A 15,102-nucleotide genomic window follows, 5' to 3' on the forward strand; every position below is an offset into this window, starting at 1 on the left:
GTTTATCCGTTACATCCGTTACCAAATCGGTTGCCAAAAATCACTTACAGCTTTCTCTTACCCACTGGGAAAGCAGCGTTACAATCTTGGCAAACTGCTTGGAATCAAGGCGATCGCACCTTTAAATGGAAAATTGGCGTAGCTTCCCTTGAAGACGAACTTAAACTATTTAACCAGTTGGTTCAAGCCTTACCCGTGTCCATACAATTGCGTTTAGATGCCAATGGGGGGCTGACTCAGCACGAAGCCAAACAATGGCTGAAGGTATGTGACGAGGTGGGGAGTGTGGAGTTTCTGGAACAACCCCTATCCCCTGAGAAGTTTGAAGTGATGCTGGCGATGAGTTCCCACTATTCAACGCCTATTGCCTTGGATGAATCCGTTGCTACCCTTGCCCAGCTAGAAGAGTGTTATCAGAAAGGATGGCGGGGGATTTTTGTGATTAAAGCAGCGATCGCAGGTTCCCCCAAACGTTTGCGCCAGTTGTGCCGAAATTACGAACTCGATACCGTATTTTCCTCTGTCTTTGAAACTGCTATTGGCAGACAAGCAGCACTGTATTTGGCAGCAGAACTATCCCGATGCGATCGCGCCGTTGGTTTTGGTGTCAACCACTGGTTCCAGGAAGATTATGATGAATGGCGCTGACTTAATCTTTTTCTACTTTAATTTAGTTAAATCTTTATACCATCTGCAATGTGGGCTTCAAGTTACCCCCTCAGCAGTTTTTATTTTGATGTGAACTAGGCAAAGAGGAAAATGCGATCGCTTAGGGTTTCTTGTTCTTAGGCACAAAAATATACCAATACTAAGGTCGTTTTTTCACCTGTGAATCATTAAAAAGTAACGAATTGGGTGAATTTTGCTTTACCGTTTCAGCCGTTACCCAACCACCCCCTTCATTAATGCGATTTTTGATTTTTTCCGGACATTCTTTGCGAATTTCCGCAAGTGTTTCATACCACCTCGTTCGATTAATAAAAGTTGCACCATCCGGACTCCAAGCCGCCTCAAATACCATACCCTCGTTGGGAGTTTTCTTTTGAATAGCAAGCACGTCATATATATTGATGGGAGTCCCATCTCGCGTGTGGCTTTTGCCGTTACCGCAGTAATCGGCGCGTGCCATGCGCGTACAAGCTTGGTGATAATCTCGGAGTGACGTTCCGTTGATAGTTTTCCACGGTTTATAACCGAAGCGAACGCACTTAGCGAGAACTCCACTGGTACAGCCAAATGTGATAATATCGCTCGATTCAGTATGCGCTCCTGTCTGATCCCACGAACCTGTCAGCGGAATTGCCTTGGCGACATTCTCGGCATCAGGAGTACATAAATTCTTCCATTGAGAATTAGCTGAATCTAGATAAAATACTGTATAAAGATAGGTTTCTTTTGCCGAGTCTTTTGGGTCTAGTTCGACATCTTTGATTTCAAAATCCAGCTTTTTTCCTTGCTCGTCAACGGCATTAAACTGTGTGCCTTTTAAGTCTTTGCCTTTAAAAACCTTAGTCTTTTCACCAATAGAAGTATTTGGGGAAATAGGTTCAGTGGGAGAAGTAACTCTCGGCTTCTCTACTAACTTCTCACAACCCATCAGCAATAATGTAGGGAGGAGAAAAAGACTGTATAAAAATTCTTTTTTCATTTTTTTAGTTCAGTGTTGATGCTCTTGATAGCTTGCATCATGCTCAACAACCGCCAGAGAATTTCTTCTCTCAGCAACAGAGATCGCTCTCTCTACATCATTATTACGTTTGAGAATTAAACTATCACCCGAATCTCATCGCAAATAGTCAAAGTTCACGATAAGACAAGAATAGCCCCATAAATAAATTTAGGGGCTTAACTTTTTTCATCCTGAATCAATCACTCAGTCAAACGCGCTGTTTTCGGCGAGAAATTCCCATACATAGACCCAACCCTAGTAACCCTACTATTGCAGTTGGTTCGGGAACGGGGACTATGCTGATTTCATAGGTATTGTCCTGCGAGAAAGACTGACCACGGAAGGTAAGTGAGCCTCCAAAATTTATCGTATGTTTGCCGACAGATAAAGGCTCAACCATTAGCCAGTAGCCATCTGATGCTACAACAGAGGAACTGCCTGCTGGCTCACCATAAAAATTGTTTTCTGGCAGCGTAATATTGAATGGGGCAGGAGTTTCTCGATGTTGAAACAATTCATCTGTAGAGAGTGCTACATTATCAAGGTTGAAAAATAGCGAGGTTGTTCCATCGATAACCTCTTTATTAAAACTGGCGAGTTCTTCTGCCGTCTCTGGGGGTTTATTTGGAGGTAACCCAAAGTTATTATTCCCTATACTTATTAGAGGTAAAAACAGCAATTGATTCTCGTTTACCGTAATTTGCCGTGTGACTGATTCTCCGGTAAACGTCCCCACTAGGAAAAATACAGAACCTGACTGATTAATGCTGGCTTTCTCCCCTGTAGTATCCGAGAGTGGGCCTTCAAACTCAGGAATAGAATAAACATATTTATTCCATTCTGCTGACCATTCGCCCAATGTTTTTCCGTCATAGACAGAACCGGGGGCAAGAACTCCTGCTTGGGCAGGAAGCAAATTAACGGTTAATGCCAATGCTGGCACAACACTGAGAAGGGTATTGCGGATTGATTTCATTTGAGTAGAGTTATAAAGTTTGAGTGGGTATATTCTTGGCTCTGCCGTACTTGCGGTTAAAACCATGCCTTATAGCTAAAGTCATCTAAAGACGGCTAGATAATAGAAGAGTTTTAGCCCAGTTGATTTTTCCTACTACCCCACCGTATTCGCCTGTCTCCGTAAATGCTTTTTCTTGAGTAATGTTCCAAATCCTAGAGTTGCGAATAAACCCAAGATGCTAGCAGGTTCAGGAACAGATTTTGTATTAGTTTGAGAGATATTGGAGGATGGAATACTAGTCAGTTGTGATGTATTTGCCCCAACGGGAGTTGCAGTTTGGGCAACATTAAAACTCATTTGGAGGTCATCAATGAGAAACCCAGCAGAAGAAACACTGAACTGATTACTCGCCCCCGATAGATAACAGGTTGTCTCTAGACACATTTCAATACGAGAGAAATCATAGCCATCCACCGTTATAATATCTTGAACAAAGTTGTATGACCAAAAAAACTCTGATAGGGAATTGGTTTTAGCCGCATCACCAAAAATAGAACCTTGACCACTAAAAGCTGTGATAGAAATTCCTGAAGGAAGAGGCGGTAAAACTTTAGGTAAGTATTGATCCAAATAGCCAACTATGGGAAACGTTAGGTTGGAATCTTGTTCATCTTCAAGCCTCTGGGCAAAGTTATCAATATTCACCTCCAGGTTCACTATCCGGTTGACCTTAGTTACAGGCTTACCCGTCAAGAATGGCAAAGAATTTGAAGAAACAGTCACATTGCCAGAAATGTCAAGATGTGTCAAGCTGGCGGCATCAGCCGGAGTGCTACCCACTGCACTTACGGCAAGAACGGCAACACAAACCGTAGCGATTGAGAACTTGTTCATAAGAAAACCTCCGTAACTGTGTTTTCAAGACGTTGGCTATTTGCTGCAATGTTTGAGCTACTAATTCTCGCAACCGATGGTTTGCAACTTACTAGAGGTTGTTTTCGCTCTAATCCCATCTACAAATTCATCAAAACACGCAGATGACCGAGATCGAGACTGAGAACGTACTGACTTGTTACCGACTTTCGAGTGACTGACTCTGCTAGAATCTGCATATCTTTCAAAGAATAGGCTATGTCACGATCGCTCAAAGTTCGCAGCGACTGTATTCAGCAAGCCAAATTAGCCCTCCAGCGCAATGGCTTTCGCAGCCAAAGGGCTTTCTCTGAAGAGCTGGAATTCGCTTTATCCACTGTCAGCAGGTTCCTCACTGGAAAAACCGTTGATTATGCGACGTTTGTGGAAATCTGTGAGAAATTGGCGCTGGATTGGCGAGCGATCGCTGACTTGGGTGATCGGGTTCCATCCCAACCTGTAGAGGTGAAATTCTCCCTAGTACTTGTAAACAGACACCAAGATTGGGGCGAGGCACCGGATGTCTCGTTTTTTTTTGATCGTAGTAGCGAATTGACCACTCTAGAACAATGGATTGTTCAGGACAATTGCCGTTTGGTTGTGCTGCTGGGGATGGGAGGGATTGGCAAAACCGCTTTGGCTGCCAAGCTTGCCCAAATGCTGCAATCAGGATTTGAGTATGTCATTTGGCGAAGTCTTCGCAATGCACCCCCTGTAGAAGAAATATTGGCAGAACTAATCCAATTTCTCTCTAACCAACAAGAAACCAATCTGCCTACTAACCTAGACGGCAGAATCTTACGATTGCTAAATTACTTACGCTCCTCGCGGTGTCTGCTGGTTTTGGATAATGCTGAGTCAGTTTTGCAAGCAGGCGAGCGAACAGGAACCTATCGAGACGGATATCAGGGATATGGTCAACTCCTCAAATGTTTTGGGGAGACAAACCACAACAGTTGCTTAGTACTAACTTCTCGCGAGAAACCCCAAGGACTAGCCGAATTAGAAGGCGAAACCTTACCCGTTCGCTCTTTACAAATTCAGGGTTTGTCCCAAACAGAAGGACGAGAGATTTTTTTGAGCAAAGGAACTTTTTTTGGGTCAGAAGATGAATGGCAACTCTTAATTCAACATTATGCAGGAAATCCTTTAGCTTTAAAGATAGTCGCTTCTGCGGTTATAGATTATTTTGATAGCAGTCTTTCTAACTTCTTAGAAATTTTAAATAAAGGCACATTTATTTTTGATGATATTCGTGATTTGTTAGAGCGACAGTTTCAGCGCCTCAGTCAACTCGAACAAGAGATTATGTACTGGTTAGCGATTAATCGGGAGCCATTGTTATTCGAGGAATTGCAGGAAGATTTTGTCTCCCCCATATCAGCCAGCGAACTCCTACAGGCACTAGCCTCTTTGCAACGTCGGTCATTGATTGAAAAAATCGCCGAAGCTTTTACACAACAACCTGTAGTTATGGAGTACGTGATTACTCGATTAATTGAGCAGATTTGTGAAGAAATTATTGGGTTAAAGATTGAATGTTTAAAGGTGGAAAGTTCTAGTAAACTTGCTAACTTTCAACCTGATAAACTTCAACTCTTTAGGAGTCACGCTCTGGTTAAAGCTCAAGCCAAAGAATATGTGATTGAGACTCAAATCCGCCTCATCCTTCAACCAGTGATTGATGGATTAATTACGAGTCTTAGCGACTCAAAAATTCTAGAAAATTGTCTAGCTCAAATTCTTGAGATGCTACGAGGGAAACTGCCCCTAAAGACCGGATATGTAAGTGGAAATATTATCAATCTACTTCGCCAATTACAGGTAGATCTAAGCGGTTATGACTTTTCTCATCTAACAGTTTGGCAAGCCAACCTCCAGGGGATAAACTTGCACAATGTCAATTTCGCCAATTCTGACCTGTGTCAATCGGTTTTTTCTGACATATTGGGTGGTGTTACGTCACTAGCACTGACAGCAGATGGCAAATGTGCGGCGACGGCTGATCTAGATAATAATATTCACCTGTGGGACGTGCAAAAAGGCAAACAACTTTTGACCTTTCAGAGACACACCCAGTGGGTAAAATCAGTTGCTTGGAGTCCAGATAGTCAAACCCTAGCGAGTAGTTATCACCACACGGTGAAGCTTTGGGATGTTCGTACTGGCATCTGTCTAAAAACTTATACCGGACATAGTAATATAGTCTACTCAGTCGCCTTCAGTCCGGATGGTCAAATTTTAGCGAGTGGTAGTGCTGATAACACAGTAAAGTTGTGGAATGTCACGACTGGTAGTTGCGTTAGAACGTTCGCCGGACATACGAATGAAATCTATTCAGTCGCCTTTAGTCGGGATGGTCAAATTTTAGCGAGTGCTAGTACTGACAGCACGGTAAAGTTTTGGGATGTACGCAAGGGCAAGTGCTTTAAGACGTTGTACGGACATACGAATTCAGTCTATGCAGTCGCCTTCAGTCCGGATGGTCAAACCCTAGCGAGTGGCAGTGCTGACTACACAGTCAGGCTTTGGGATATCCGTGATGGTCAGTGCGTTAAAATTTTCACGGGACATAGCAGTGTAGTCACATCAGTCGCTTTTAGTCCCAATGGTCAAACCGTAGTGAGTGGTAGTTCTGACAAAACGGTGAAGTTGTGGGATGTTAGCACGGGTAGCTGTGCAAGAACCTTCATCGGACATAGTGATCGCGTAGAGTCCGTTACCTATGCGCTACGCGCAGGCTACGCCAACAGTCCAGATGGTCAAATAGTAGTGAGTGGTAGTTTGGACCGTACAATTCGGTTTTGGGATTGTCAAACAGGCAAATGTTTCAAAACTTACACCGGATATAAATGCAACAGTTGTGTATTAGCAGTTCCTTTTAGTCCCTGCGGTAAGCTCTTAGCTAGTGGCAACATTGACACTACACTGAGGCTGTGGGATGTCAATACTGGCAGTTGCGTGAGAACGCTCACGGGACATACTAAAGCAGTCATAGGAGTCGCATTTAGTCCCGATGGTAAAACAATCGCTAGTGGGGGTGCTGACAAAAGGGTGAAGTTATGGAATGTCAATACGGGCAAGTGCATAAAAACGTTCACAGGACATACTGATTGGGTATATGGAGTCGCATTTAGTCCCGATGGTAAAACTTTAGCCAGTAGCGGTTTTGACCAGAGCATCAGGTTCTGGGATTGTCAAACGGGTCAATGTTTCCGAACTTGTACCGAACCTAGCAATTCCATATTTTTCCTCTCCACATTTTTCGTCATTTTCAGTCCCAGCAGTAAAACCCTAGCCAGTAGCAGTTTTGACTGTGTAAAACTATGGGATGTCAGCACTGGCAGTTGCTTAAAAACCTTCACTGGACATTCAAATAAAGTATCTTGGGTTGCCTTTAGTCCGGATGGTCAAATCGTAGCTAGTGCTAGTGCCGATCAAACGTTGAAGTTGTGGGATGTCAATACGGGTAACTGCATCAAAACATTGACTGGGCATACCAATTGGGTATGGTCAGTTGCCTTTAGCCCAGACGGAAAAACCTTGGTTAGTGGTAGTTGCGATCAAACGGTGAGGCTATGGGATGTCAGCACTGGAAGATGTATCAGAACTCTCACCGGACATACCCGTGAAATCTACTCAGTCAGTTTTAGTCCGGCTGGTCAAACTGTAGCAAGTGGCTGTGCTGATGAAACGGCAAGGCTGTGGGATGTCAATACGGGTGAGTGCCTAAAAATACTGAAAGCACCCCGACTCTACGAAGGCATGAATATCACTGGGGTTACAGGTTTAACCCAAGCACAGAAAGCCACGCTGAAAGCTCTCGGCGCGGTAGAAAATAGAGAATGAGTTGGGCGCGATCGCAGTGACCCCAGAGGGGGTAAAAAAGTCTCCTAGGGGGACTTAGACATTTTCTAACCCCTTTACGTCCTTGAAGCCGCCCTCCATCTAGCAGCAGAACTATCCCGGCCCTTATCACTCAATCGGCACAGATTCGACTTCCACCGTCTTGGCACTGGGGGTAGCACTGTCGGCGGCAACCGTTGCCTCTTGACGAGATTTTACTTTGTCAATCAGTAATTGGGAAACTTCAGAAACTAACAGGGTCAAAACCGCGATATCATCAATTTGCCCAATAATGGGGATAAAGTCCGGGGCGATATCAATGGGACTAAAAATGTAAAGTAGCGTCCCCAAAATGATCCACCAACGGTACTTGGGATTGCGAAGAGTGTTGCGATACCAGTTATAAAGTGATTGGATAGAGAAATTGCTCATTTATGTTACCCCTACAGATACCCTCATCTTGCCAGATTCCCCAGCAACCGATCGTGTGGAAAACCCTCCTGTTTTGGTTCAGAATTTACCCCAGTCTTGCCCTGAACCCTCTACAGAAGTGCCATAGCGCATCTCTAATGTAGAGACAATTCAATTAGTGCCACGTTCTTATCCCGAACTATCCAACTGACCAGCAAAAATAAGGTCAACCTCTTTGCAAGTGACAGGAAGTCCCTAAAATTGGAGTGGCTGGCACTCAGCAAAGACTATCGTGCTTGGCAATCAAGGGAGGTTAATAACAAACTGTGGATATTGTCGAAATTATTGAAAAAGGCGGGATAGCGATGTGGCCCCTGTTGGCTCTGTCGATTCTCGCTGTCGGTACAATCTTCGAGCGCCTCTGGTTTTGGACTGGCATCTTGATGAGGGAAAAACAATTGGTCAATCGCGTCCTGGATGCGGCAACCAGCAACTGGCAAGTGGCTAGAGACGTGGCACTTAGAGCACGGCGACAACCCATGGGGCGCTATTTGTACGCACCCTTAAGACTTACAGACCCCGACCCAGAAGTGTTTCGACTCGCTTTAGAAGCAGCAGCGGACGATGAGTTAGCCTCCATGCGGCGGGGGGACAAGCTGTTAGAAGCTGTTATCGCTTTGTCACCTTTGTTGGGATTGCTAGGGACGGTTTTGGGCTTAATTAACTCCTTAGGCTCAATTCGGATTAGCGATTTGGGAACCGCTTCCACCGCTGGAGTAACCTTGGGAATTGGAGAAGCCCTCATTAGCACGGCAACGGGGCTGATTATCGCTATTACCAGTCTGGCGTTTTACCGACTCTTTCAAGCATTTTGGTTCAACCAAGTCAAGCTTTTCCGGAAAGCGGGGAGTGAGTTGGAGTTGCTCTATCGGCAAGATTGGTTACAAGGGGAAGATATCCTCGACGATTCCATGAACGCACTGCCAGAGTCCAACAACACAGCAGACGTTCCTGACACCCCCGAAACCAGCCATCACTCTAGTCATTAATCTCTGCTGATGGACTCGCTAAAATCGGAAGCAATATCGTGATCTTCACTCAAGCTAGCTTTTATGACAGTACTGCCCCAGGAAAGGAATAGAAAAACTCGTTCAGCTTATTTGCCAGCGCTACCCCGCCCTCTGAGACTGCGCATGGACGCAACCTCTGAAGACGTGCGGATTGAGCTTATTCCTCTAATTGATGTCATTTTCTGTATTCTGACATTTTTTATCTTGGCAGCAGTGGGCTTGTCACGCCAGCAGGCAATTAGTGTTGATTTGCCCAAAGCTGCTACTGGCACACCTCAAGGTCAGCAGATTTTAATGGTCAGTCTCGATGAGTTAGGTCAAGTTTATGTAGAAAAAGACCCAGTGATAACTCGAGAGGATTTCATTCAAAAACTTCGAGATTATCGGCAAAAGAATCCTCAGGGGACAATGGCGCTATACGCTTCTCCCAATGCCAGTTATAACGAAGTTGTGCAAGTATTGGATCTGTTGCGAGAAGTAGGCGGTGCTCGCGTAGCCCTAGCCACTTCACCCGGAGAAAATCCCCAAGTTTCCCCCGATATTAATCCTTACGGTATGCCACCAGGAACCGGCGTTCCCGGCTTCATCCCCCTCCCAGGTCAAACTCTTCCAGGACAGATTCCCGGAAATCCAGATGGTACGTTCAATCCCTATTCCCAGCCGCAATTACCAGGAAATCTAGGACAACCAGAACTCGGTTTACCTGGAACTAGTCCAGCCAATCCAGGACAACCAGAACTCGGCTTACCTGGAACTAGTCCAGCCAATCCTGGGCAGTCTCAGCCTAAATCATCTGGCACCAACTCGAACACTCCCCAACCCTCGTCGCCAAACGCAGAAAGCAAGCCGAGTAGTTCCCCAGTGCCAAATTCTGGTGCCACAACAACTCCTAAACAGGATAGTGCTGCTCCTCAAAACAATACAGACGAAGGGGAATCAGATTCTTGAAAGGCATAAACAGTTGCTTTATCGACAGCAGGTTGATGTAAAGTAAACCCAAACCCCAATCCTGTCCCCTACTCCAAGTAAAAAACAACCCTTAATAAGGAGAGTTTGCCGATGCCAAGTCCCGATAGCTTCACAGAAGTGACTTTTCATTACATCAATGGTGAGACGGAATCCTTCGAGTTCCCCGTCACTCCAGAAGCCTTCCAGGAACAACTGCCAGTTTTACTCAGTCAGCCTTGCTGGACTCTGAATTTGTTCGATCAAACTGTTTTGATTTTTACCGCTCAGGTAATCAAGGTGGAAGTGAAGCCTCCTCTAACCGAACTCCAAGGACAAGGTATCTTTACCGATGCCCAGCGCGTGACTGCACTAACCCGTGGTGCCAAAGTTTAGACTAGCCCTTAGCCCCCAGTTTTATGTCTACCGTTAGTTTGATTCGTGCAAATTCTTACGACCAACAGCAACTGCGAACTTCATTAGAAACCCTGCTGGAACCGTTGGGAGGGATGGGGGCGTTTGTCAAAAAAAGCGATCGCGTTTTGCTCAAACCCAACCTGCTCACGGCTGGGCGTCCGGGTAAAGAATGCATTACTCGTCCTGAAGTTGTTTACTGCGTAGCGCAGCTAGTACGGGAGGTTGGGGGGCAACCCTTTTTGGGAGATAGCCCAGCCTTTGGCACTGCCAAAGGAGTTGCACAGGCAAATGGCTACCTGCCTCTGATTGAAGACCTCAACTTACCCATTGTCGAATTCCACGGTCAGCGCTACGAAACTGAAAGCCCCAACTTTAACCACCTGCGGCTCTCCAAAGAAGCCATGCATGCTGATGTCGTCATCAATCTGCCGAAGGTCAAATCTCACACGCAGTTAACCCTAACCCTAGGTGTTAAGAACTTGTTTGGCTGCGTTCCCGGTAAAATGAAAGCGTGGTGGCACATGGAAGCCGGTAAAGATGCCCAGCGCTTTGGGGAGATGTTGGTAGAAACAGCACGAGCGATTAATCCAGACTTAACGATTTTAGACGGCATCGTCGGTCATCAAGGCAATGGACCCAGTGGTGGAGAACCGCGATCGCTTAATATCCTAGCAGCCTCTGTAGATGTATTTGCTCTCGATCGTTCTTTAGTAGAAATTCTTAACGTTGACCCAACTCAGGTGCCAACTGTGGCGGCAGCCATGAAATTAGGTTTGAGTTCCCCTCTCGACGCTATTACCTTTCCCCTGCTGCAACCTGAAGAGTTAAAGGTACTCGACTGGAAACTACCGGATGCCCTGATGCCCATTGATTTCGGTATGCCCCGCCTGATGCGGTCTACCTTCAAACATCTCTACATTCGCTTTATTAAAGAGCCAACTGGTACTAACGCCCGACGGTAAGTAGTCTAAGTTGCCTTTTTTGTTGTTTTTGCCACATTTATCTTAAATTTTTGCTTTTTTTACACTTACAAAACCTAGATTTTGTAAATCCTGCTACAACCCGATTGGAAATTAGCAACGTAAGCTGATACTACCCTCCGATTGCTTAACAATACCGTCCTCTTCTTTAGAGGCGGTTTTTGTGTTTTGGGGTTTGTAGATTTACGATAGGTTGCCTAGGTTGAGGTACATTTAGTTTTTCCCCACTCCCGTTCGGACTTCGGCGTGACCCTTCGACAGGTCTTACCCTGAGCTTGCCGAAGGGCTCAGGGCGGAGACGTTCAGTGTTCACTGAGGCTTCTCGAAGTGTCGAACGCTGACGCTCACGGCAAAAGCCTACTCCCCACTCCCCACTCCCCACTCCCTACTCCCCACTCCCTAAAGCTTTGTACTTCAACAGATAGAAAAACCCTATATTAGGGATTGAGTATTTATTGAAACAATGTTAAATCTATCTTGAGTCAGTTGTTTTTTTTAATTGTGTTACTGCCCATCAAACTTAAATTTTTTTGGAGATTGTTGGCTAGGAGACAATCAGCAGCAAATAAATTGCTAAAATAGAAGTATAGGGTTTAAATTAACTCTATAGTATCAATTTCTCATTCGCTCGCGTTTGAACTGCAACTTATTTATGGAATCCAGTAGTCCGTCTGCCAACTCTTCTGATCCCCATCCCCATAGGTGGGCAGAAATTCTAGGCACGGTAATTGCTCTTTTGACACTGACCTTACCTTTGTTTGTCATTGCTTACTACTCTTCAAGCCGTAGCCTTGACACCTTGCTAAACACCAGCTACTCGCTGCCTGGGTCAGAAAAACAGCCTCAAAGAATTTTAAATAGCAAAATAATCATGGATTGATTAACGGCAGACTCGTTAGACTTTGATCACTCAGCAATGATGATTGTACCGAGTATCCTGTACGCAGTAAGCTGTTGTGCAATCCAATCTAGCGGCACACAATTATGGGCTTAGTGCTGGGAGTATGCCACAATGCTACACGGGGGTTGGTTAGCGTCTGTGATAGGCGTTTAACTGCTATAGCCTTGTGTTTGATGGCAAGTTCCCCCCAATCTGCTGTGTCGCTTAAGAATTGGTCATGGATTTATCACGCATTCCGGCTCAACCCAAATCGGGACTGATCAACGTTTTGATTGAAATTCCAGCGGGTAGCAAGAACAAGTACGAGTTTGACAAAGACTTGCAAGCCTTTGCTTTAGATCGGGTACTCTATGCTTCTGTACAGTATCCTTACGACTACGGTTTCATCCCCAATACCCTAGCCGATGATGGCGATCCCCTAGACGGTATGGTATTGATGGATCAGCCAACATTTCCGGGATGTGTCATTGCTGCCCGACCGATTGGGATGCTAGAGATGATTGACGGCGGCGATCGGGATGAAAAAATTCTTTGCGTTCCTGACAAAGATCCGCGCTATGCTGAAGTCAAGTCACTCAACGATGTTGCCCCGCATCGGTTAGAGGAAATTGCAGAATTTTTCAGAACTTATAAAAATTTAGAAAAGAAAGTCACTGAAATTCTCGGTTGGCAAGATGTCGCTCAGGTGAAGCCCTTGGTGGAAAAATGTATTGAAGCCGGTCGCAAAATCGGACGGTAATTTAGGATAAACTGACACTTTACACCAATCTGAACAAGCCGATTTTAGTTAGGGTGGGCAAGATTTATAAAGCTGAAGTGCTTATACTATCATCTATTTACTCTTGCCCACCTTAGGGTATCTTGGGGTTTATTGCTAATGTCCTAAGATCTTCGGTAAAGCAGTTCGGGGGCAAGCTAGAGGAGAGCCAAGGCTTTCACCCTTTCCAGAGCGTCAATCTTTTGAGCATGGGGAGAATAATAGAGTTAGCCTAGGGATACCTGTATTTGATTTTGCCCCCGTTGCCCCCCTGTGACAGAACTCACAAGTCAACGAACACAAGAGGGCTAAGATAGATAGACCTCTCAAAGCTTCCTGATTGGGAAAGAGATGCTAGAAAATTAAATGTAGGGAAAACTACTAAATCAATCGTTTGTTTTTGTACTTCCTTACCCTCGCTGATTTCTTCTAAGATAGGCAAGATTAGATCCTTTGAACACCAAAGTCTCTGTCACCTCCCTACCGTTAACTCTCCCATCTGAGTATCATATAGTGGAAATTTGTCGGTGTGAAGCGTTGCAAAGGGCAGCTAACCGAATTGAAAGATGCCAGGTTTCGATCCAGCGTCATCAATCCCACGCACATCTAATGTCATAGCCAACATGGTAACTGGCCCTACCGCTAATTTTGTAGTCCAATTTTGGGGCGTTCGAGGTCAAATTTCGGCTCCAGGGAAAGAAACATTGCGCTATGGTGGCAACACCTCCTGTGTGGAAATGCGCATTGGTGAAAAACGCCTGATTTTTGATGGTGGCAGTGGTTTGCGGGTATTGGGCAATCATTTGCTCACCCAAATGCCAGTAGAAGCCTATATGTTCTTTACCCATTGCCATTGGGACAGCATCCAAGGCTTTCCCTTTTTTACGCCCGCCTTTATTCCAGGAAATTGTTTTCACATTTACGGAGCAGCCGCATCCAACGGTGCATCCATCGAACATCGTCTAGGCTCCCAAATGCTGGCTCCCAATTTCCCGGTTCCCATGCAGGTGATGCAGTCAGAGCTGAAGTTTTACGAACTAAGCTCTGGCAATCAAGTCAAGATGGATGAGGTAATTGTTGAAGCCGCCTTGCTCAACGACTCATCCCGCTCAATGGGCTATCGAGTAACCTGGCAGGGGCATTCTGTCGTTTATGCGATCGCACGTTCTCATTATCGCGATCGCATTGACCAAAATCTGCTACACTTAGCCCGTCAAGCTGATTTACTGATATTAGATGCTCCCTGTGACATCTCCTCAGATGAATCCCTCAAATCGTCCCCCTTAGGTTGGCAAGATGAACTCTGGCAGACGGGTATTGCGACGGCGAAAACGGCTGGAGTTAAGCGCGTCGTCCTATCTCATTACAATCCCAACCACAACGATGACTTCCTCGAGTGGGTTGAAGCGCAAGTTCAGTCAGTCTCTCCCAATAACTTACTGGCTCGTGAGGGCATGATTCTGTCAGTCTGTTGAGTGACAAAACTGGGAGCTTTCCCTAGCCAAACCTCTAAAAATTGACGAAAAAAGTCGGAAGTGCTGTAATCAGAAAACAATGGACTCTTAAAAAAAATATTGATCAATAACCCCTAAAGGACAAAAAACAAAAATTGTTCACTATTCAAATCCCATTCCTCCAAGGATAGGGTAATTTTCTATTTCATATTTTATCCTACGCTCGACCCGTGATTTTTGATTAACAAAACTGCTGAAATCCGATAATTCCTGGCAGGTTTGTCGCTCTTATGATTCAGAGGGCTTCACTATCCCCTTCAGTAAGTTAAACCCTTCGCGCACTGAATGAATAGCATAACTCGTGTAGCCAAACCAGTTCGACTGCCCCTCGCTACCCTTGGAGCTTTGTTGGCAACCTTATGGCTAAGTACACCGACAAAAGCTGAAATCGTCCTAGCTAGCGCACAACCCCCATCAACAGACGGGCAAGAACCAACTTCAACCCCTCTAGGGACTGAGATAGAACTCACTGAGCGGACAACACCCCAAACCCGACAAGCAATTCCTGCCCAGGAACTGGAGACTGGGGATTTAGACGGAGTGGCGCTTAACCCAACAAAATCCTCTCCCCTTCACTCACCTGCCTCTCTAGAACTGGATTTCCAAGCCCATTCCTCTCAAACTGGCAGCACTCATGCCAGCCATGCCCATCCCTTCCAGCCTCTCGCTCAAATCCCCGATAGCATTAAGCCGAATACCATCCCTCCAAACCAACCCCTGCC

At 45.4% G+C, this 15,102-nt stretch carries 13 protein-coding genes; 9 read left to right on the plus strand and 4 right to left on the minus strand.

The window, feature by feature from the left end:
• Positions 1–648, plus strand: a 648-nt coding sequence (locus tag IQ257_RS25315) for an o-succinylbenzoate synthase (RefSeq protein WP_193933296.1), incomplete at its 5' end; no start/stop codon positions are given.
• Positions 649–808: 160 nt separating this feature from the next.
• Here the strand turns inward: IQ257_RS25315 and IQ257_RS25320 are convergent.
• The 3 genes from IQ257_RS25320 to IQ257_RS25330 all read right to left on the minus strand — a co-directional run bounded on the left by IQ257_RS25320 (position 809) and on the right by IQ257_RS25330 (position 3,521).
• A complete protein-coding gene (locus IQ257_RS25320; protein WP_193880300.1) occupies positions 809–1,648 on the minus strand; it encodes an ADYC domain-containing protein in 840 nt (279 codons plus the stop codon).
• Between the two features lie 229 nt (positions 1,649–1,877).
• Positions 1,878–2,645 (minus strand): PEP-CTERM sorting domain-containing protein, encoded by a 768-nt coding sequence (locus IQ257_RS25325; protein ID WP_193880297.1) that lies wholly within the window; start codon positions 2,643–2,645, stop codon positions 1,878–1,880.
• Between the two features lie 135 nt (positions 2,646–2,780).
• The gene (locus IQ257_RS25330) at positions 2,781–3,521 is read right to left on the minus strand and encodes a PEP-CTERM sorting domain-containing protein (RefSeq protein WP_193880294.1); all 741 of its coding nucleotides are present in this window, start codon (positions 3,519–3,521) and stop codon (positions 2,781–2,783) included.
• A gap of 237 nt (positions 3,522–3,758) precedes the next feature.
• Between IQ257_RS25330 and IQ257_RS25335 the strand changes: the two genes are divergently transcribed.
• Positions 3,759–7,388, plus strand: a complete 3,630-nt coding sequence (locus IQ257_RS25335; RefSeq protein WP_193880291.1) for an eIF2A-related protein — start codon at positions 3,759–3,761, stop codon at positions 7,386–7,388.
• Positions 7,389–7,514: 126 nt separating this feature from the next.
• Here the strand turns inward: IQ257_RS25335 and IQ257_RS25340 are convergent, their stop codons facing one another.
• Positions 7,515–7,817: a YkvA family protein gene (locus tag IQ257_RS25340; RefSeq protein WP_193880288.1), complete on the minus strand. Its 303-nt coding sequence runs from the start codon at positions 7,815–7,817 to the stop codon at positions 7,515–7,517.
• Positions 7,818–8,122: 305 nt separating this feature from the next.
• On the opposite strand from IQ257_RS25340, the gene IQ257_RS25345 reads away from it, so the two are divergent.
• From IQ257_RS25345 to IQ257_RS25375, 7 genes are all read left to right on the plus strand, one after another.
• Positions 8,123–8,845 carry a MotA/TolQ/ExbB proton channel family protein gene (locus IQ257_RS25345; RefSeq protein WP_193880285.1) on the plus strand — a complete coding sequence of 241 codons (723 nt, stop codon included), beginning with the start codon at positions 8,123–8,125 and terminating at the stop codon, positions 8,843–8,845.
• Positions 8,846–8,908: 63 nt separating this feature from the next.
• Positions 8,909–9,814 carry an ExbD/TolR family protein gene (locus IQ257_RS25350; RefSeq protein ID WP_193880282.1) on the plus strand — a complete coding sequence of 302 codons (906 nt, stop codon included), beginning with the start codon at positions 8,909–8,911 and terminating at the stop codon, positions 9,812–9,814.
• 111 nt (positions 9,815–9,925) lie between these two features.
• Positions 9,926–10,207: a hypothetical protein gene (locus IQ257_RS25355; RefSeq protein ID WP_193880279.1), complete on the plus strand. Its 282-nt coding sequence runs from the start codon at positions 9,926–9,928 to the stop codon at positions 10,205–10,207.
• 23 nt (positions 10,208–10,230) lie between these two features.
• Positions 10,231–11,190 carry a DUF362 domain-containing protein gene (locus tag IQ257_RS25360; RefSeq protein ID WP_193880276.1) on the plus strand — a complete coding sequence of 320 codons (960 nt, stop codon included), beginning with the start codon at positions 10,231–10,233 and terminating at the stop codon, positions 11,188–11,190.
• Between the two features lie 1,136 nt (positions 11,191–12,326).
• Positions 12,327–12,848, plus strand: coding sequence for an inorganic diphosphatase (locus tag IQ257_RS25365; RefSeq protein ID WP_193882439.1), 522 nt, complete (start codon positions 12,327–12,329; stop codon positions 12,846–12,848).
• A gap of 641 nt (positions 12,849–13,489) precedes the next feature.
• Positions 13,490–14,341 carry an MBL fold metallo-hydrolase gene (locus tag IQ257_RS25370; protein ID WP_193882437.1) on the plus strand — a complete coding sequence of 284 codons (852 nt, stop codon included), beginning with the start codon at positions 13,490–13,492 and terminating at the stop codon, positions 14,339–14,341.
• Between the two features lie 324 nt (positions 14,342–14,665).
• Positions 14,666–15,102, plus strand: a 437-nt coding sequence (locus IQ257_RS25375; RefSeq protein WP_193933298.1) for a hypothetical protein, incomplete at its 3' end; no start/stop codon positions are given.

Origin of the sequence: Coleofasciculus sp. LEGE 07092 (genome assembly GCF_015207375.1) — a bacterium.
Classification (GTDB): domain Bacteria; phylum Cyanobacteriota; class Cyanobacteriia; order Cyanobacteriales; family Coleofasciculaceae; genus LEGE-07092.